The organism is Streptomyces sp. NPDC047981 (assembly GCF_040653315.1).
Taxonomy (GTDB): Bacteria; Actinomycetota; Actinomycetes; order Streptomycetales; family Streptomycetaceae; genus Streptomyces.
In genome coordinates, this window is sequence record NZ_JBEZNQ010000074.1 from 18347 (window position 1) to 37081 (window position 18735).

An 18735-nucleotide genomic window follows, 5' to 3' on the forward strand; every position below is an offset into this window, starting at 1 on the left:
CGAGATCTGCGGCTTGAGGGTCTGTCGCTCAGGCGCTCAGAGGCTGCGGGCGGTGATGTCGCCGAAGGCGGTGGTCGCGTGGACGGTCAACTCGGCGGCGGCGCCACCGGAGTTCTGGAGCGAGTTGTGGATCCGGCCGTGGGCGGTGCCGGCGTCCAGGGCGGCGGAGACCCCGCGGGCGGCGCCGACGGTGATCCCGCCGGCCTCGGTGCGCAGGGTGACCGTGCCGCGTACGGCTTCGGCGACGCGAATGTCGCCCTTCTGGGTGCTGATCTCGGCGGAGCCGCCGAGGCGGGCCACCGACACGTCACCGGCCTGGAGGACGAGCCGGGCGCCGACGACCTCGTCGAGCTCGACCGTGCCCTGCTGTCCCTCGAAGGCGACGTCGCCGAGCGGCCCGGTGGAGCGGAACTCACCGGCGGCCGCCTTCGCCTCGACCCGGGAGCCGGCCGGCAGCTTGACGGTCACGTCGATGAAGCCGCTGTTGCCGAGCACCCGGTTCTTCGCCTCGGGGACCTCGACCCGCAGGACACCGTCGGCGTAACCGACCTCGGTCTGCTCGGCCGCCTTCACGTCGCGGCTCTTGCCCGGGTCCACGGGCCGGACCTCGACGGTGGCCTCGGCCTGGTCGGCGGCGACGATCCGGATGACGCCGGCGGGGATGTCGAGGACGGCGGTGACGGGGGCGGTGGTGGCGAAGGTCTGCATGGTTTCTCTCCTGGTTTCCGTTGCCGGGCCCGTTGCCCGGCTCGTCGTTTCCGATGAGGGAAACACTACGTTGCGTTCGAAGGTGTGGCAACAAGCCTGTTGCGCAAGAATCCAGTATTCGCAGGTAGTTAGGGCTTTTTCGTTGCAACGGGATCGATTGCAATGCAACGAGCCCCAACCGTTGCGTTGCAATGGATCGAGATTGAACGCTATGCGGACGGCAACCCAGGGGTCTTCGACGCGGTGCGGCGTGCGCAGGCGAGGAACCGGTGGCCCCCGCCCGCACCGACGCGGTCAACCGTCGAACCCCGCCGCTGCCTTCGCCGTGTACGCCCGCAGGACTCGAACCAGCGGCCAAGCGCTGGGAGGCATTCGGTGGTTGGGGGAGAGGGGCGAGGTCCCGCTGCTCGGCTTCCACGTCTCGGACCCGGATGCGTCCGGGCGAGCCTGGACCGAAGTGATCGGTGTCCGTGACCTGGTCGCCGACGGTGCCGCCGCTGACCGGAGACGTACGCTGCACCAACTCCAGCACTACAGCCGCCGACCGGGAGTCCCCCCGTGACCGCACAGCCGTTCCTCTACGTCGTCGTCTGCGCCGCGGGCATCGCGGGCGACGTCCACAAGCTGATCACCGCCGCGCAGGAGCAGGGATGGGGCGTCGGCGTCATAGCCACCCCGCAAGGGCTCGGCTTCCTGGACGTCGACGCCGTCGAGGCCCGGACCGGCTACCCGATTCGCTCCGCCTGGCGCAGCCCCGGAGACCCGCGTCCCCTGCCGCCCGCCGACGCCATCGCCGTCGCCCCGGCCACGTTCAACACGATCAACAAGTGGGCCGCGGGCATCGCCGACACCCTTGCCCTGGGCGTCCTGTGCGAGGCGTACGGCGCGGGCGTCCCGACGGTGGTCCTGCCGTACGTGAACGCCGCCTTGGCCGCCCACCCGGCGTACGGCCGGAGCCTGGACCGGCTGCGAGAGATGGGCGTCCTGGTCGGCCCGTACGAGCCGCATCGACCGAAGGCCGGCGGCGGCGCGGGGGAGTTCCGCTGGGAAGACGCGCTGGATCTCCTCGGAGGCGCGTCGGCGGGATGACCCGCGGTACCTCTCCAGCGGCTTCGCGCATCGAGTTCGCCGCCCCGAACCGCCGCACCGGGCCTGTGTCCGCCCCCGCCCCCACCGCCCAGAACCGGCCACCACCAGCAAAAAGACCCTCCCGAAGGAGGGTCTCGCGCGGTGCGCCCCCGGCAGGACTCGAACCTGCGGCCAAGTGCTTAGAAGGCACCTGCTCTATCCACTGAGCTACGGGGGCCGGGTGGTGGATCGGTGGCCGGGAGCCCCTGGTGGGTGGGGCTTGGCCGGTTGGGTCAAGGATAGGGCTCTGATCCCCTTGGCCCGGTTGCTTCACCTGCGTGCCACGATGTGGAGGTTCGGTGAAGCGGAACGATAATCGCAGGCAGGTGCGATTCCCGCAGTGTTTTTCACGCCACTGGGCCCGGGTGTTGTGCACTCGTTATGCCTGAGGCTCCCGTCATCCTTCGTTCGGTCGGCGCGCAGGGCCCTTATACGCTTCAAAAAGGCTCCAAAATTGGGCATTCTTCGCATGTGGTGACCTTGGACGAACGGCCTCAGCTGATCGACGCACTCTCCGCCCTGCGCGACTGTGTCGCGGCCGTGCGTCTCCCCCTTCCCCTCCCAGGCGCCCCACGCGCCCGCCAGAGCCGGGCCGAGCTGCTCGCCCAGCTCGACGACTATCTGGTGCCCCGGCTGAAGGACCCCCACGCCCCTCTTCTCGCCGTCGTCGGCGGGTCCACCGGGGCCGGGAAGTCCACGCTCGTCAACTCCCTTGTGGGGCGCCGGGTCAGCGAGGCCGGAGTGCTCCGGCCCACCACCCGCACGCCCGTGCTCGTCTGCCACCCCGACGACCACCACTGGTTCGCCGGCATGCGCATCCTGAACCAGCTCACCCGCGTCTGGCTGCCCCAGCAGGACGAGGAGGCCGCCGAGGAGCCCCCCGAGGAGAACGCGCTGCGCGTCGAGACCTCCTCCGCCCTCGTCCCCGGACTCGCCCTGCTCGACGCCCCCGACATCGACTCCCTCGTCGTCGAGAACCGGCTGCTCGCCTCCGAGTTGATCTGCGCCGCCGACATCTGGGTCATGGTCACGACCGCCTCCCGGTACGCCGACGCCGTCCCCTGGCACCTCCTCCGTACCGCCAAGGAGTACGACGCCACGCTCGTCACCGTCCTCGACCGCGTCCCGCACCAGATCATCGGCGAGGTCTCCCGGCAGTACGAGGCCCTGCTCGACAAGGCCGGCCTCGGGGACGTCCCCCGCTTCACCATCCCCGAACTGCCCGAGTCCGCGGGCGGCGGCAGCGGGCTGCTGCCCGACACCGCCGTCGCCCCGCTCCGCGCCTGGCTCGCACACCGCGCCCAGGACCCCGCCGCACGCCAGCAGGCCGTCGGCCGGACCGCCACCGGCGTCATCGACTCCCTCGACTCCCGGATGCCCGAACTCGCCGCCGCGGTCGCCGCCCAGTACGCCGCCGCCGTCCGGCTCGGCGGCGCCGTCGAGGGGGCGTACGAGGAGCAGGGCGAACGCGTCCGGCAGCAGGTGCGGCGCGGCGCCGTCCTCGCCGGTGACGCCCGCACCCGCTGGCGCGGATACCCCCGCGACAGCTCCGCCGACGAACTGCTCGACGCCCTCGTCGAGTCGCTCGCCGCCCTGCTCCAGTGCGCGGTGGCCGCCGCCGACGAACGCGTACGGGACGCCTGGCGCCGCGAACCCGCCGCGGCCGCCCTCGGCCCCGTCCACGCCGCCCCCGACCGCGAGGCGGCCGAGCGGATCGAGCTGACCGTACGGCGCTGGCGGCGCGAACTCGACGAGCTGGCCGAGGAGGAACTGCGCACCACCGAACGGCCCGGCACCGCCCGAACCGCCGCGCCCGACGCCGACACCGTCGCGGCCCTGCTCGCCGCGGCCCTCCTCGGCGGCCGCCGCACCCGCAGCGCCGGCGAGCGGCTCGCCGAACTCCTCGGCGCCCAGGCCGCCCTGCGCCTGCGCGACAAGGGCGGCGCGCTGCTCACCACGTGCCTCGACCGCGCGCTGCACACCGAACGAGACCGGCGGATCGCCCCCCTCGACGCCCTCGACGTGACCCCCGAGCCGCAGGCGGAGCTGATCGCCGCGCTCTCCGTACTGCAGAAGGAGAAGTGAGGACCGGTGAGCAGCAGCACGGTGGACGATCGTTGGGACGACGGACTCATCGCCCGGAGGGCGGCAGAGCGGGCCGCCGCGCAGTCGCCCGGGGAGGCACAGGCCGACCCCGAGGAAGACAGCCTTCCGCCGCTCGGCGGGCAGTACGGCGGCTCCCTGCGCACCCGCCTCGACGCCCTCCACGAACTCGTCGGCCTCTCCCGTACGCGACTGGCCGGCGACACCCTCGACGAGGCCGGACGCGTGCTCGACGAGGCCGCCGCCCGCCAGCGGCTCTCCGCCCGGCACACCGTCGTCGCGATCGCAGGCCCCACCGGCAGCGGAAAGTCGACGCTCTTCAACGCCCTCGCCGGCGTCCCCGTCTCCGAGACCGGCCTGCGCCGCCCCACCACCTCGGCGCCCATCGCGCTCAGCTGGTCCGAGGGGTCCGCCGGTCTCCTCGACCGGCTCGCCGTCCCCGGCCGGCTCCGCCGCCGCCCGCTGGCGGGCGGGGCGGCCGACGAGGACCTCCAGGGGCTCGTCCTGATCGACCTGCCCGACCACGACTCGGCCGTCACCGGCCACCGCGACCAGGTCGACCGCGTCCTCGCCCTGGTCGACGCCGTGATCTGGGTCGTGGACCCGGAGAAGTACGCCGACGCCGCGCTCCACGAGCGCTATCTGCGTCCGCTGGCCGGCCACGCCGAGGTCACCTTCGTGGTCCTCAACCAGATCGACCGGCTCGGCACCGACGCCGCCGACCTCGTCCTGGACGACCTGCGCCGCCTCCTCGACGAGGACGGCATGGCCCTCGGTGAGCACGGCGAACCCGGCGCCACCGTCCTCGCGCTCTCCGCGCTCACCGGGGAGGGCGTCGGCGAACTGCGCGAACTCCTCGGCCGGTTCGTCACGGAGCGGACCGCGCCCGCGCTCCGTCTCTCCGCCGACGTCGACGCGGCCGCGGCCCGGCTCCGCCCTGCGTACGTCTCCGACGGCCAGACCGGCCTGGGGGAGCGGGCCCGGGAGGACTTCGCGGCCCGGCTCGCCGTCGCCGTCGGCGCCACCGCGGCGGGCGAGGCCGCCGAACGCGTCTGGCGCCGCGGTGCCATCCGCGCCTGCGGCACGCCCTGGCTTCGCCTCTACCGCTGGTACGAACGGCTCCGCGCGCACGGCTCCACCGACCCGCGTCTCCAGGCACCCCTGGAGGACGAACTCACGGCGAGGCAGCGGGTCGAGCAGGCGGTGCGGGTCGTCGCCGACGACGCCTCGCGCGGACTGCCGGCACCCTGGGCGCAGGCGGTGCGCGAGGCGGCGGCACGCGGCGCCGACGGGCTGCCGGAGGCCCTCGACGAACTCACCGCGACCATCGGCGACCCGGCCGCCCGGCCCCCGCGCCCCGCCTGGTGGCCCGCGGCCGTCCTGGCGCAGGTCCTGATGACGCTGCTGCAGATCTTCGGCGCGCTGTGGCTGGTCGGCCAGATCGTCGGCGTCGTGGAGCCCGGGCTGCTGCCGCCCGTTCTCATCATGCTCGGCGGCATCGTCGGCGGTCCGCTGGTGGAGTGGGCGTGCGCGGCGGCGGTGAAGGGGCCCGCGCGGCGGTACGGGCAGGAGGCCGAGCGGAAGCTGCGGGAGGCGGCGGCCGCGTGCGGCCGGGCCCGCGTCCTGGACCCGATCGCGGCCGAGTTGATGCGCTACCGGGAGGTCCGCGACCAGTACGTGACGGTGTCGGGGACGCGCTCGGGGGCCCGGGTGGCGCGGCTGGGCGCCGTCGGCATGCGCTGGGGCGGTACGAGGCCGGGGGCGCGGGTGCGGTGAGCGCGGGGCTCCCACCCGTCGAGGCTTTCACCCTCCGGGGTGACGGAGTTTTCCCCAACCCGCCCTTCCCGCACAGGCTTCGGCGCGCTTCGCCGTACTGGTCCACCATGAACGGCATGGAGCGCACCGAAGCGCACCGAACCACTCTCAACGGGTGTGAAGCGGGGGGAACGGCATGAACGACACGATGGTGACGCTCGTCGGGAACGTGGCGACGAGCGTGGAGTACCGGGACACGGCGACGGGCGGGGTGGCCCGGTTCCGGTTCGCGGTGACCGCGCGCCGCTGGGACCGGGAGCGCGGCACCTGGTCGGACGGACACACCAGCTTCTACACGGTGTTCGCGTGGCGGGCCCTCGGCGCCAACCTCGCGGCCTCGGTCTCGGTGGGGGAACCGCTGATCGTGCACGGCCGGTTGCGGGTGCGGGAGGAGGAGTTCGCCTCCGGGCCCGGGGAGGACGGGGCCGCCGGGCCGGAGGTCCGGCGCAGGACGTTCGTGGACATCGACGCGGTGGCGGTGGGGCACGATCTGACGCGGGGAACGGCGGCCTTCCGGCGGGCGGTGAAGGCCGAACCACGCACGACGGAACGTCAGGGGAACGGAGCCGGGGGCGCGGTGGAGCGCGACCTCTGGGAGGCTCCGGACCCCTCGAAAGCGGCAGCCCGGGCGGCCCAGGTGCTGGAACCCGCGCGCTGAAAGGGAGTTGTGGGGGGATTTGTCGACACCGCGACCTGCGCATACACGGTCGCAGCCGCCCGCTGATAACGATTCTGAGTCGGTATGGTTATCAGCTCGTATGGGCGGGCACCGGGGGCTTCCGCGTCCCTAGGATTCCCAGGTACTCATACGGGACTTGAGTAAGCACTTGAGTCGACAGTGAGTCAACCGGGTCTGTGATTCTGCTGGCGATGCGCTCCCCCCACGTGTCATGTCATGACGGACGGCACGGAGCGCCTCGCCTGGAGGGGAAATTCATGTTTTCTGTTCGGGGGCGCGGCGTCGCCCGCCTGGCCGCCGCGACCGTGGTCTCGGGCCTCGTCGCGGCCGGCGCGATAGCCGTAGCGGGACCGGCGCTGGCCGAGGACGGGGCTGACGGCACCGGCGGCGCGACCGCCACGCTGGGCAAGCTCACCGTCTTCGACACGGTCAAGATCAAGGGCAAGGGCGAGATCTCCGCCGGCCTGTTCCAGATGCAGGCGACGCCCGGCGGCACGCTGCAGACCTACTGCATCGACCTCTACACCGGCGCCAAGACGGGCCAGGAGTACAAGGAGGTCGGCTGGGACCAGTCGTCCCTCCACAACAACGCGAACGCGGGCAAGATCCGCTGGATCCTGCAGAACTCCTACCCGCAGGTGAACGACCTCGACGCGCTCGCGAAGAAGGTCGGCGCGAAGAACCTGACCGAGAAGACCGCCGCCGCCGCCACGCAGGCCGCGATCTGGCACTTCTCGGACAACGTCGACGCCAAGCCGGTCAACAAGGACGCCAAGAAGCTGACCGAGTACCTGGAGAAGGAGGCGGTGAACCTGGAGGAGCCGAAGGCCTCCCTCAGCCTGTCGCCGTCCTCCGTCGCCGGTAAGTCGGGCGAGCGCCTCGGCCCGATCACCGTCGACACCAACGCCGCCTCCGCCGCGGTCTCCCTCGCCCCGGGCGCCCCCGCGGGCGTCAAGCTGGTCGACAAGGACGGCAAGGTCGTCACCAACGTCGCCAAGGGCGGCCAGGTGTTCTTCGACATCCCGGCCGGCACCCCGGACGGCGCCGCCGAGCTCAAGGTGCAGGCCGACACGACCGTTCCGATCGGCCGTGCCTTCGTCTCCACCAAGGTCAAGAGCCAGACCCTGATCCTGGCCGGCACCAGCACCTCCAGCGTCACCGCCAAGGCCAACGCCACGTGGGCGAAGAAGGGCGCGATCCCGGCCGTCTCGGCCGAGAAGAACTGCGCCAAGGGCGGCCTGGACGTCACGGCGTCCAACGAGGGCGACGAGGACTTCAACTTCGAGGTCAAGGGCCAGAAGGTCACCATCGGCGCCGGCCAGTCGAAGACGGTCACGATCCCGCTCGCCGAGGACGAGGCCTACGACTTCACCATCACCGGCCCGAACGGCTTCGAGAAGAACTTCAAGGGCGTTCTCGACTGCAAGACGGCCACCCCGGGCCCGCTCCCGTCGGAGACCCCGTCGACCGAGCCGTCCGTCTCCCCCACCCCGTCCGCGGGCACGGCCGGTGGCTCCACCACCGGTGCCACGACCGGCTCCACCACCGGTGGCGGCGACCTCGCCGAGACCGGTAGCTCCAACGCCACCCCGATGATCGCCGGCATCGCCGCGCTCCTCGTGGTTCTCGGCGGCGGCGCGGTCTTCTTCCTCCGCAAGAAGAAGACGGCCGGCCAGTAAGGGCCAGTAAGCACGGGTAGTACCCGCCTCACGGCGGCCGACGGCCCCGACGCGCACTCAGCGCGCCGGGGCCGTCGCACGTCCGCGCACGTCCGCGCACGTCCGCTCGCGTCGGGGTGCGTGCAAGCCCTCAGTCGTCCAGGCTGCCCATGGTCAGGTTGACCGTCGTCCCGGTCAGTCCGCTCGCGCGGTCGGAGGCCAGGAAGGCGGCGACGCCCGCCAGTTCGTCCAGGCTCATGAGCCGTCGCGGGTGGGTCCGGGCCGCGAGGGACTCCTGCCACTGCTCCCACGTCAGACCCGAGGCCGCGGCGCGCGGTTCGAAGGCCTCGCGGATCGTGCGGGTCTCCGGCATGGCCTGCGGGCGCAGGCCCACCACGCGGAGGCCCAGCGGGGCGAGTTCGGCGGACAGGGCGCGGGTGAGGGCCTCCTTCGCCGCCATCGCGGGGCCGTAACCGCCCACCAGCGGGATGCCCGTACGGGAGTGGAGCGCGGTCACGGTCATGATCACCCCGGATCCCCGCTCGACCATCCGCCGGGCCGCGAGCCGCGCGGTCAGGAAGTACGCGCGGGTGTACGCCGCGATCGGCAGGGCGAAGCGCTCGGCGTCGAGGTCCGTCAGCGGGACGCCCAGGATCTCGGCGTTCGGGATGCCGACGGCGTCGAAGGAGACGTCGAGCCGCCCCGCCCGCTCGGTCACCGACCGCAGGTACCGGTCCACGGCCCCCTCGTCGAGCGCGTCCACCGCCGCGGCCCGGGCGGACCCGCCGGCCGCGACGACCTCCTCGGCGACGGCCTCGACGGGTCCCGCGCGGCGCCCGGTCAGAAACAGCTCCGCGCCCTCCGCCGCGAAGGCCCGCGCGACGGCGCCGCCGATCGCGCCCCCGGCTCCGTGGACCACCGCGACCTTGTCCTTGAGCAGCATGGCCGGCTCCTCTCATGAGCGGGTGAGCCCCGAAGAGGCAGACACCGCGGCCGCCGGAAACCGGGCGCCCGCCGACCGCCCGGTTCGCCCCTCCAACGGTGTCCGTACAGGATGGAGGTGGTGGAGCCCATGACAGCCGACCCGACCACAGCAGACCTGACGACAGCCGTCCCGATCGCAGCCGCCCGGGCCGCAGCCGACCCGACCACAGCCGACCTCGTCACCAGGGCGCGGGACGGCGATGGCGAGGCGTTCCGTGCGCTGACCGAGCCGCACAGGCGCGAGCTGCACGTGCACTGCTACCGGATGCTCGGTTCCCTCCAGGACGCCGAGGACGTCCTCCAGGACACGCTCCTGGCCGCCTGGCAGGGCCTCGGCGGCTTCGAGGGCCGCGCCTCGGTCCGTACCTGGCTCTACCGGATCGCCACCCACCGCTGCCTCAACGCGCGCCGCTCCGCGAACCGGCGCCGCGCCCGCGCGTGGGACATGCCCGGCGTCGTACCGCCCGAGCCCACCGGGCACGGCGAGGTCCCCTGGCTCGAGCCCCTCCCCGACGCCCTCCTCGCCGGGGCGGCCGACACCCCGCTCGGCCCCGAGGCGCGCTACGAACAGACGGAGTCCCTCACCCTGGCCTTCGTCACGGCCCTCCAGACCCTGCCGCCCCGCCAGCTCGCCGTCCTCGTCCTGCGCGACGTCCTCGGATTCCACGCGGCCGAGGTCGCCGAGATGCTGGACGCGACCACCGGCGCGGTCGACAGCGCCCTCAAACGCGCCCGCGCCACGCTGAGCCGCCGCGCCGAAGCGCCGACCGCGCATCCCACCCCCGGCAGCCCCGCCGAAGAGGCACTCGTGACGTCCTTCGTCCGCGCCTACGAATCCGGTGACGTGGACGCGCTGCTCACCCTGCTCACCGAGGACGTCCTCGTCAGCATGCCGCCGATCCCGCTCACGTACGAAGGCCGCGCCGCCACGGCCCGCCTCTTCGCGGCGATCTTCGCCTCCGGCCGCCGCGTCGACCTCGTCCCGACCCGAGCCAACGGCCAGCCCGCCTTCGCCGCCTACCTCCGCACCCCCACCGGCACCACCGGCACCCGCCCCGGCGCAGGCCTCTTCGTCCTCACCCTCACCCCCACCGCCGACCGGATCCGCGCCTTCACCCGCTTCGAAGCGACCCTGCTCCCTCGCTTCACCCTCCCCACCGCCCTCCCCGCCCACGAGGCGTGACCACCCGGTCACCGAACCCGCCCGCCGAAGCCCCAGGTCAGGGGAGGCGGGGCGGACTGGTTTCCGTCACGGGGTGGCGGTCAGGCAAGATGGGGTGTATCTGCCCACTCACTCTTTGCCGGACGGTTTCTCTTGGCTGAGTACATCTACACGATGCGCAAGACGCGCAAGGCGCACGGCGACAAGGTCATCCTCGATGACGTGACGCTGAGCTTCCTGCCCGGTGCGAAGATCGGTGTGGTCGGCCCGAACGGTGCCGGAAAGTCCACCGTCCTCAAGATCATGGCCGGTCTCGAGCAGCCGTCCAACGGTGACGCGTTCCTGTCCCCCGGGTACAGCGTCGGCATGCTCCTCCAGGAGCCCCCGCTCGACGAGTCCAAGACGGTCCTGCAGAACGTCCAGGACGGCGCCGCCGAGATCATGGGGAAGCTGCACCGCTTCAACGAGGTCGCCGAGCTCATGGCGACCGACTACTCGGACGCGCTCATGGAGGAGATGGGCAAGCTCCAGGAGGACCTGGACCACGCCAACGCCTGGGACCTGGACGCGCAGCTGGAGCAGGCCATGGACGCGCTGGGCTGCCCGCCCGGTGACTGGCCGGTCGTCAACCTCTCCGGTGGCGAGAAGCGCCGCGTGGCGCTCTGCAAGCTGCTCCTGGAGGCCCCCGACCTGCTGCTCCTCGACGAGCCCACCAACCACCTGGACGCCGAGTCCGTGCAGTGGCTGGAGCAGCACCTCGCCAAGTACCCCGGCACCGTCGTCGCCGTCACCCACGACCGGTACTTCCTCGACAACGTGGCCGAGTGGATCCTGGAGCTCGACCGCGGTCGCGCCCACCCCTACGAGGGCAACTACTCCACCTACCTCGACGCCAAGGCCTCCCGCCTCAAGGTCGAGGGCCAGAAGGACGCCAAGCGCGCGAAGCGTCTGAAGGAAGAGCTCGAGTGGGTGCGGTCCAACGCCAAGGGGCGTCAGGCCAAGTCCAAGGCCCGTCTGGCTCGTTACGAGGAGATGGCCGCCGAGGCCGACAAGATGCGGAAGCTGGACTTCGAGGAGATCCAGATCCCGCCGGGCCCGCGCCTGGGCTCCATCGTCGTCGAGGTCGAGAACCTCTCCAAGGCCTTCGGCGACAAGGTCCTCATCGACGACCTCTCCTTCACCCTGCCGCGCAACGGCATCGTCGGCGTGATCGGCCCGAACGGCGCCGGCAAGACCACGCTCTTCAAGATGCTGCAGGGCCTGGAGACCCCGGACTCCGGCTCCGTCAAGGTCGGCGAGACCGTCAAGATCTCGTACGTCGACCAGAGCCGCGCCAACATCGACCCCAAGAAGACGCTGTGGGCCGTCGTCTCCGACGAGCTGGACTACATCAACGTCGGCCAGGTCGAGATGCCGTCCCGCGCCTACGTCTCCGCCTTCGGCTTCAAGGGCCCGGACCAGCAGAAGCCCGCCGGCGTCCTCTCCGGCGGTGAGCGCAACCGCCTCAACCTCGCGCTCACCCTCAAGCAGGGCGGCAACCTGCTGCTCCTCGACGAGCCGACCAACGACCTCGACGTCGAGACGCTCTCCTCCCTGGAGAACGCCCTGCTCGAGTTCCCGGGTGCGGCCGTGGTCATCTCCCACGACCGTTGGTTCCTCGACCGAGTCGCCACGCACATCCTGGCGTACGAGGGCGACTCGAAGTGGTTCTGGTTCGAGGGCAACTTCGAGTCCTACGAGAAGAACAAGATCGAGCGCCTCGGCCCGGACGCGGCCCGTCCGCACCGTGCCACGTACAAGAAGCTGACCCGAGGCTGAGCGTGCGCCACATCTACAGCTGTCCCCTGCGCTGGTCGGACATGGACGCCTTCGGGCACGTCAACAACGTCGTCTTCCTGCGGTACCTGGAAGAGGCGCGGATCGACTTCATGTTCCGGCTCGCGCCGGGCGACGGTTCGCCGTCGTTCTCCGGCGGGTCCGTCGTGGCCCGGCACGAGATCGACTACGTACGGCCGCTGGTGCACCGGCACGCGCCGGTCACCATCGAGTCGTGGGTCACGAAGATAGGCGCGGCGTCCCTGACGATCGCGTACGAGATCAAGGACCCGGACACCACGTACGTACGGGCGTCCACCGTCGTCGTCCCCTTCGACCTCGAAGCCCAGCGGCCGCGGCGCATCTCGGCCGAGGAGCGGTCGTTCCTGGAGGAGTACCTGGACGACGGCATGCGGGGCGGGGCCGCCGCCGCATGATCGCGCCGCTGCACTTCGCCGACGCCAGGGAGGCGGCGGACCTCGCCGCCTTCCTGGCCCGGCTGATCCACTACGACCGCGCCGCCGCCGTCCGCCTCCAGGCCGGTGGCGGCGCGCTCGCCGTGTTCGGACGGCCGCCGTCGTTCGAGGTGCTCGCGATCCGTACGGCGCGGCTCGTCGACGCCGTGGATCTGGACGTCACCGTCTCCGCCGGTGAACTCCTCGAAGGCATCGAGGAGTCGGCGGGCAAGGCCGTCGTCCCCGACACCGTCACCGGGCCGCCGTGGGCCGGCGTCCTGCCGCCCCGGGGCGGCTGGGAACCGGTCGCCGGACTGCCCGGCGCGGCCGGCCTGCGCGGCGCGGTCGCCGCGGCCGTCGCCGAATTCCGGGCGCGGGACGAGGAGTTGCCCGAGGAGCGGCGGACCAGGGCCGAGCGGGACCGGATCGGGCGCGAGATCTGGTCGCGTACGGTCGAGGCGACCGGGCTTCCGCTGCGGGCCGTCCACGCGGCGCAGTCCCTGGGCTTCCTGCCCGGGGAGGGCGTACCGGTGGCGCTGCTCGCCTCGGGGCCGTGGCTCCGGCTCCGTACGCCCTACGGCTCGATAGCCGTACGCACCCTCCCGTCCTCCCTGCCCTTCGCCTGACCGGCGCGCCCCGGCCCCCCGCTCAGCTCTTCGCGTCGTCCGGCCACACCCCGATGTGGTCCGGCTCCAGTTCGAGCAGGACGCGGTGTTCCATGCCCAGCGACTCCGTGTACTCCGCCGGGAGTTGCAGTCGGCCCGCGCGGTCGAGCATCGCGTACTCGCGGGATACCAGGGACTCCTGGCCCTCCGCGTCGACCTCCGTGCGGCGCAGCACCTCCGAGGAGGTGCGGCCGTCGCGGATGGCGACCGTGCGGCGGACCTCGGAGGCGACCGCCTGGTCGTGGGTGACGATCACGATCGTCGTGCCCAGTTCCTCGTTCGCGCGCCGGAAGGCCGCGAAGACCTGTTCGCCCGTCGCCGAGTCCAGCTCGCCCGTCGGCTCGTCGGCGAGCAGTACCGAGGGGGAGTTGGCGAGGGCGACGGCGATCGCCACCCGCTGCTGCTGGCCGCCGGACATCTGGTGCGGCCTGCGGTCCCGGCAGTCCGCCACCTCCAGCATCGCGAGCAGCTCCTCCGCCCGCTCCGCCTTCGCCCTGGACCGCATCCGGCCGCCGCGCAACTGCATCGGCAGCGCCACGTTCTGGACGGCCGTCAGGTACGGCAGCAGGTTGCGCGCCGTCTGCTGCCAGACGAAGCCCACCACGTCCCGCCGGTACCGCAGCCGCGCCTTCGCGTCCATGGCGAGCAGGTCACAGCCCGCGACCTTGGCCGCGCCGGCCGTCGGCACGTCCAGGCCGGCGAGGATGTTCATCAGCGTCGACTTGCCGCTGCCCGACGCCCCGACGAGGGCCATCAGCTCGCCCTCCCGGACCAGCAGGTCGAGGCCCTGGAGCGCCTGCACCTCCACCCCGTCCGTGGTGAAGATCCGGACCAGCCGATCGCAGGCGATCAGGGCGTCGTGGCCGTACGAGGGCCGGTCGCGGTGCGCCGTCGCCCGCTGCTCCAGCTCGGCCAGCGTCGTGTCGGTCGTCGTCATCGTGCGTCTCCTGCCCTGAGTTCCTTGATCGATCCGGTCCGCCCCGACCACCACGCCTGAAGGCCCGCCGCGAGCGCGGCGAGCAGCAGCACGCTCGCCGCCGGGAGCACCAGCGACCACGCGTCCACCCGCAGCGGCGCGCTGTCGAGCGTGGCGACTCCTCGCGGCGCCGCGAGCGAGAGCCGGACCAGGTCCACGCCCGGCGCGAGCAGCAGGATCGTGGCCCAGCCGACGAGCGCGCCGCCGGCCGCCGCGAGCAGCGCCTGCGGCAGGGCCTCGAAGCCGAGCAGCCGCCTGCCCTGGCGCCGGGTGAGGCCCATCGTCCGCAACCGGGCGAGCAGCGTGGCCCGTTCCGGCGCGGACTGCATCAGCGACAGGAGCAGGGCGAGAACGGCGTAGCCCGCGCCCGCGCCGATCGCCGCCAGGTAGATCCGCTCCGCGCCCGTCTGCATCGGCGAGTCGACGTAGGCGGCGCGGCGCTCGGTCCGCAGCACCACCGAGAAGTCGGACGAGTTCGCCGTGACCGCCTTCCGCAGCGCCGTCCCGTCCAGGGCGGAGCCCGTGGCCAGCAGCACGGTGGGCTCGCCGCGGGGCAGGTCGGCGCCGTTGACCAGCAGGAAGTCCTGCTCGGGCAGGGCCGGCGTGTTCGTCCGTACCGCCACGATCCGTACGGCGAACTCGCCCGCGTCCCCCGCCAGGTCCCGCGGTTGGGTGCCGAGGCGCTCCGCGACCGCGGGCGAGGCGATCGCCGGCAGGATCCGCTTGCCGGAGGATCCCTGACCGGTCACGGACGTCAGGAGCTCCGGCGGGAAGGGGCCGTAGCCGGTCCGGTCGGCGAGCCGGGCGTACGACTCCGGGTCCACGCCGAGGAGCGCCGTGGACTTCAGCTCCGGCGACCGGCCCGTACCGCTGGGCAGTTCGACGTCGTACTCGACCTGGGCCGTGGTCACGTCCGTCACCCCGGCCGTCCGCCGCACCGCCGTCACGAGCCCGTCCGTGAGCGGCACCAGGTCCGCGTTCCCCGTCACCCGGGCGTCCGCGCCGGTCTCCAGGAGCGCCGCCCGGTCCCGTGCCTCGGAGACCCCGGAGAGCACCGAACCGCCGAACGCGGCCGTCGACAGCGCCACCAGCAGCGCGAGCAGCGGCAGCGCGCCCGTCGCCGACGAACGCCCGGCCCGGGCGAGCGAGAGGAAGCCGACCGCGCCGCGCAGTCGCCGGGCCGGCCGGGCCGCCCACCGCAGCGGCAGCGGATACAGCCGTACGAGGACGAGCGCGGCGATCAACGCGACGAGGACCGGAGCCGAACTCACCAGATAGTCCCCGGAATCACCGGTGCCGCGGCGGCGCAGCGCGACGACCGCGCCGACGGCAAGGACCAGGACGGTGAGTTCGGCGATGGTGCGGCCCTGGGAGGGGCGGGCGTCCGCCAGGTCCTCGCGCCCGCCGTGGGCGAGCGGCCTGCGGTGCAGGAACAGCGCCCGCAGGGGCAGTGCCAGGCCGGCGAGCAGCCCGACCGCGCCCGCGGCGGCCAGCGCGGGCAGGAATCGGGCCTCGGGGAGCGTGAGGGTCGCGAGCAGCAGTCCGAGCGCCGTCGCGGGCAGCGCCAGGACCCCCGTCTCGCCGAGCAGCCGGACGCCGATCCCGGCCAGTGACCCGCCGCGCGCCCGCAGCAGGGCGAGTTCGGCGGCCCGCCGGGCGGCGAACAGACCGCCCGTCATGGCGAGGACCACGGCCGCGACCGTGCCGATGCCGAACGCGGCGACGGCGACGACCGGAGTGATCGCCGAGCGCATCGCGTCGTACGCCTCCACGATCTCGTCGAGACCGCTCGACGCCGAGGCGGTCCCGCCGACCGTCGCTCTGATCCGCACCAGGTCCGGGCCCGCGGAGACGGAGGCGAGGGCGGCGGTCAGCCGGGGCGCGTCCTGCGCGGTCAGCTCGCTCGCGTCGGCGGCGAAGCGCCAGTACACCTCGGGCTCGCCGGTGCTCGCCAGGAGCGTGGTGGCGGCCGGGGGCGGCAGCAGCAGGCCGGCCTGCCAGTAGAAGTACGTGCCGCCGCCGCTGACCTTCGACGCGAGCACCGGGGTGCGCAGCAGCGGGTCGGCGGACCAGTACGAGCCCTGCGGGCGGCGCGGTTCGACGATCCCGACGACGGTCAGGGCGAGCGGCTCCTTGGCGAACCGCTCCGGGAGGTGGACGACCGAACCGACCTTCAGATGAAGCGACTTCGCCGTCTCCCGGGTGACGGCGACCTCGCTCGAACGACCGGCTTCGGCGCGGGTGGGCAGCCTGCCCTCCCGTACGGTCGTGTGACGGTCCAGACCCGGGAGCGTGGTGAGGGTGAACTCCGGGGGCAGCCCGGACGGCTTGGGGAGCCAGGGGTCGAGCCCGGCGATCCGCTGGGTGGTCCGGACGCCGTGCGCGGACTGGGCCAGGTCGAAGCGGAGCGGCGCGGGCAGCAGCTCCAGGAGCTCCGTCCGCTTCTCGGCCAGCCGCTCCGGGGCGACCACCGTGGCGCGGGCCTCCGGGGGGACGTCCCCGGACGGTTCGGCGGCGGTGATGTCGAGGACCGACGTGCGGGGCGGCGCGGTCACGATGTCGTGGCGCAGCCCCTCGGTCTCGTACCGGTCCACGGTCCGGGGGAGCGCGGCGGCGAGGAACGCGGTGACCAGGACGAGCAGCGCGAAGGCCGCCGCCGTTCCCGGCGCGGTCCGCAGCCTGGTCCGTACCCAGGGGGCGACGGCGCGGGCGGGGCGGCCCCGGCGGGCACTGGTCGGCTCGCCGGTTCTGCCGTCCTTGCGGGGCATGGTGTCGTTCGCCTTCCTCGCGGATGCCTTGCGGGTCGTGTCGCGCTTCACTGGTCCCCCTGGTGGCGCAGGGTCGTGACCGGGTCCGTGCGGCGCAGCGCGATCCCGGCGACGATCAGCAGCGGCAGCGCGGCGACCCCGGCGAGCAGCAGCGCCACGTGCCCGGGCGGGAGTTCGACGAGGACGCGCGGGACGGGCTGGGCCGCCTGGCCGGTCAGCACGATCAGGGGCACGACGGCGCGGGTCAGCACCGTGCCGAGCGCCGCGCCCACCAGCAGGCCGATGCCCACGAGCAGGCCCTGCTCGGCCGCGATCAGCCGGGCGAGCTGGCGGCGCGGGGCGCCGAGCGCCCGCAACACCCCGAACTCCGACGACCGTTCACGGGTCGAACCGGCCGCACTCACCGCGAAGCCGACCGCCGCGAGCGCCGCGGCGGCCACCGCGACCGCCATCAGCGCCGCGTTGGGTCCGGCGCCGAGCGGGTCGCCGAGCAGCTCGGCCGCCGCCTCCTCCCGTACGAGCACCTGCGCGGGATCCGCGTCGGGCCGGGCGCGCAGCGCGTCGGCGACCTCGTCGGCGCGGCCGGGCGCGGTCGTCAGCCACCACTCGGTGGGTGCCAGGGACGCGAGGGGGTCGGCGGAGAGGAACTGGTTGGCCGCCGCCAGGTCCACCAGGAGCGCGCCCCCGTCGTCGGGCGTGGCGGCCGGGGAGCCCGCCGTCACGGTCGTGGCACCGGGGCCGGTGGTCGGCAGGTCGCGGACCGTGTCCGCGATGGTCACGTTCAGCCGCAGGCTGCCGAGGGACACCTCGACCCGGTCGCCCTTCTTCGCCCCCGCGGCCGCCAGGAAGGCGTCCGTCGCCACCCCGCGCAGGGTCGCGGGCGGCGCGGGGCGCGGGGCGGCGAGCCGCAGCGTGTACTCGTGCTCGCCCCACAGGGGGTCGCGCGGCGTCGACCCGGCGGACCAGCCGACGCGGAACCCGACCGTGTAGGGCGCCGCACCGGCGGCACGCCCGGTCAGCGCGACCGGCTTCGAGGGTTCGCCGTCCTCGATCACCTGGTAGCGGGTGGGCCAGTCGACGAGCGAGCGCACGGCCTCGACCGGCCGTTCGGCGCCGTCCTCGTGCCGGGACAGGAGGGCCTCGACCGCGAAGGTCTGCGGCCCGCCGCTGCCCTCGATGACCGTCCCGTCGAGCTCGACGCCGGTCAGCCGGAGCGGCCCCAGGGGCGTCGCGGCCGAAGCGCCCAGGTCGAGGGTGAGCCGGTGGCGCTGCCCGTCGGAGGACAGCCGGCCGGCCGCCCGCCGGTACGGAACGCCGTACTGGTCCTCGACGACGACCGTCACCAGGACCGGCGCCGTGCCGGGCGGCGCGGTGCGCCGCAGGTCGAGGACGAGGCCGCGGGTGCCCTCCGGCAGCGCGATCCCGGGGAGCGGAGCGTCCTTCGGCCTCAGGGAGGTCAGCAGCTCGCGGGGCGTGGCGTCCGCGAGGTCCTCGCGGAGCCGGAAGCCCTCGGCCGCGTGACGGGTGTCGAGGGCGAGGACCGTCCCGGTGCGGTTGCCCGCGAGGCTCGTCGTGGCGCGGTGCGCGGGGGCGACCGAGCCGACCCCGGGCAGCGCCGTGAACTGCCCGGCCTGCGCCGGTTCGGCGGCGCCGCTGGTCAGGACCCGCACCGCCGTTCCCGTACGGAAGTCGGCCCGGTCCTCCTGCGAACGCTCCCAGGAGGCGCTCTGCCCGATCGCCAGCATGCCCATGGCGACCGCGAGCACGAGCAGCAGGACCGGGCCCGCGCCGCGCAGCGGGCGGCGGCTGAACTGCCAGC

14 protein-coding genes and 1 tRNA gene are annotated in these 18735 nt (G+C 73.4%); 9 read left to right on the forward strand and 6 right to left on the reverse strand.

Annotated features, from left to right (window positions below):
* Window positions 1–36: 36 nt before the first annotated feature.
* Window positions 37–708, reverse strand: coding sequence for a DUF4097 family beta strand repeat-containing protein (locus tag AB0E14_RS31590; RefSeq protein WP_362425971.1), 672 nt, complete (start codon window positions 706–708; stop codon window positions 37–39).
* Window positions 709–1266: 558 nt separating this feature from the next.
* Here AB0E14_RS31590 and AB0E14_RS31595 point away from each other — a divergent pair.
* Window positions 1267–1797, forward strand: coding sequence for a flavoprotein (locus AB0E14_RS31595; RefSeq protein WP_362425974.1), 531 nt, complete (start codon window positions 1267–1269; stop codon window positions 1795–1797).
* 144 nt (window positions 1798–1941) lie between these two features.
* Here the strand turns inward: AB0E14_RS31595 and AB0E14_RS31600 are convergent.
* Window positions 1942–2014, reverse strand: a tRNA-Arg gene (locus tag AB0E14_RS31600).
* Window positions 2015–2316: 302 nt separating this feature from the next.
* Here AB0E14_RS31600 and AB0E14_RS31605 point away from each other — a divergent pair.
* From AB0E14_RS31605 to AB0E14_RS31620, 4 genes are all read left to right on the forward strand, one after another.
* Window positions 2317–3921 (forward strand): dynamin family protein, encoded by a 1605-nt coding sequence (locus AB0E14_RS31605; RefSeq protein ID WP_362425977.1) that lies wholly within the window; start codon window positions 2317–2319, stop codon window positions 3919–3921.
* A gap of 6 nt (window positions 3922–3927) precedes the next feature.
* Entirely contained in the window at window positions 3928–5715 is a 1788-nt protein-coding gene (locus tag AB0E14_RS31610; RefSeq protein ID WP_362425980.1) for a GTPase, read from the forward strand.
* A gap of 175 nt (window positions 5716–5890) precedes the next feature.
* Entirely contained in the window at window positions 5891–6412 is a 522-nt protein-coding gene (locus AB0E14_RS31615; protein ID WP_362425983.1) for a single-stranded DNA-binding protein, read from the forward strand.
* Window positions 6413–6690: 278 nt separating this feature from the next.
* The gene (locus AB0E14_RS31620; protein WP_362425986.1) at window positions 6691–8112 is read left to right on the forward strand and encodes a Cys-Gln thioester bond-forming surface protein; all 1422 of its coding nucleotides are present in this window, start codon (window positions 6691–6693) and stop codon (window positions 8110–8112) included.
* A 130-nt stretch (window positions 8113–8242) separates the two neighbouring features.
* Here AB0E14_RS31620 and AB0E14_RS31625 read toward each other — a convergent pair whose 3' ends face one another.
* A complete protein-coding gene (locus AB0E14_RS31625) occupies window positions 8243–9034 on the reverse strand; it encodes an SDR family oxidoreductase (protein WP_362425989.1) in 792 nt (263 codons plus the stop codon).
* A 129-nt stretch (window positions 9035–9163) separates the two neighbouring features.
* Here AB0E14_RS31625 and AB0E14_RS31630 point away from each other — a divergent pair, with 129 nt between their 5' ends.
* The 4 genes from AB0E14_RS31630 (at window position 9164) to AB0E14_RS31645 (ending at window position 13133) form a co-directional block, all read left to right on the forward strand.
* The gene (locus AB0E14_RS31630; protein WP_362425992.1) at window positions 9164–10258 is read left to right on the forward strand and encodes an RNA polymerase subunit sigma-70; all 1095 of its coding nucleotides are present in this window, start codon (window positions 9164–9166) and stop codon (window positions 10256–10258) included.
* A 132-nt stretch (window positions 10259–10390) separates the two neighbouring features.
* Window positions 10391–12055, forward strand: a complete 1665-nt coding sequence (gene ettA, locus AB0E14_RS31635) for an energy-dependent translational throttle protein EttA (RefSeq protein WP_362425995.1) — start codon at window positions 10391–10393, stop codon at window positions 12053–12055.
* Between the two features lie 2 nt (window positions 12056–12057).
* Window positions 12058–12489 (forward strand): thioesterase family protein, encoded by a 432-nt coding sequence (locus AB0E14_RS31640; RefSeq protein WP_362425998.1) that lies wholly within the window; start codon window positions 12058–12060, stop codon window positions 12487–12489.
* Window positions 12486–13133 (forward strand): hypothetical protein, encoded by a 648-nt coding sequence (locus AB0E14_RS31645; protein WP_362426001.1) that lies wholly within the window; start codon window positions 12486–12488, stop codon window positions 13131–13133. The genes AB0E14_RS31640 and AB0E14_RS31645 overlap by 4 nt, the downstream gene beginning before the upstream one ends.
* A gap of 22 nt (window positions 13134–13155) precedes the next feature.
* Here the strand turns inward: AB0E14_RS31645 and AB0E14_RS31650 are convergent, their stop codons facing one another.
* The 3 genes from AB0E14_RS31650 to AB0E14_RS31660 all read right to left on the reverse strand — a co-directional run.
* A complete protein-coding gene (locus AB0E14_RS31650) occupies window positions 13156–14109 on the reverse strand; it encodes an ABC transporter ATP-binding protein (protein WP_362426004.1) in 954 nt (317 codons plus the stop codon).
* A complete protein-coding gene (locus tag AB0E14_RS31655; protein ID WP_362426007.1) occupies window positions 14106–16967 on the reverse strand; it encodes an FtsX-like permease family protein in 2862 nt (953 codons plus the stop codon). The genes AB0E14_RS31650 and AB0E14_RS31655 overlap by 4 nt, the downstream gene beginning before the upstream one ends.
* On the reverse strand, window positions 16964–18735 hold a 1772-nt coding region (locus AB0E14_RS31660; RefSeq protein ID WP_362426010.1), incomplete at its 5' end, for an ABC transporter permease. The genes AB0E14_RS31660 and AB0E14_RS31655, both read right to left, overlap by 4 nt.

Bases quoted from the DNA above. Each gene is read 5' to 3' on its own strand.
- AB0E14_RS31590 (WP_362425971.1), bottom strand. From the start codon at position 708: ATGCAGACCTTCGCCACCACCGCCCCCGTCACCGCCGTCCTCGACATC.
- AB0E14_RS31615 (WP_362425983.1), top strand. From the start codon at position 5,891: ATGAACGACACGATGGTGACGCTCGTCGGGAACGTGGCGACGAGCGTG.
- AB0E14_RS31620 (WP_362425986.1), top strand. From the start codon at position 6,691: ATGTTTTCTGTTCGGGGGCGCGGCGTCGCCCGCCTGGCCGCCGCGACC.
- AB0E14_RS31625 (WP_362425989.1), bottom strand. From the start codon at position 9,034: ATGCTGCTCAAGGACAAGGTCGCGGTGGTCCACGGAGCCGGGGGCGCG.
- AB0E14_RS31630 (WP_362425992.1), top strand. From the start codon at position 9,164: ATGACAGCCGACCCGACCACAGCAGACCTGACGACAGCCGTCCCGATC.
- AB0E14_RS31645 (WP_362426001.1), top strand. From the start codon at position 12,486: ATGATCGCGCCGCTGCACTTCGCCGACGCCAGGGAGGCGGCGGACCTC.
- AB0E14_RS31650 (WP_362426004.1), bottom strand. From the start codon at position 14,109: ATGACGACGACCGACACGACGCTGGCCGAGCTGGAGCAGCGGGCGACG.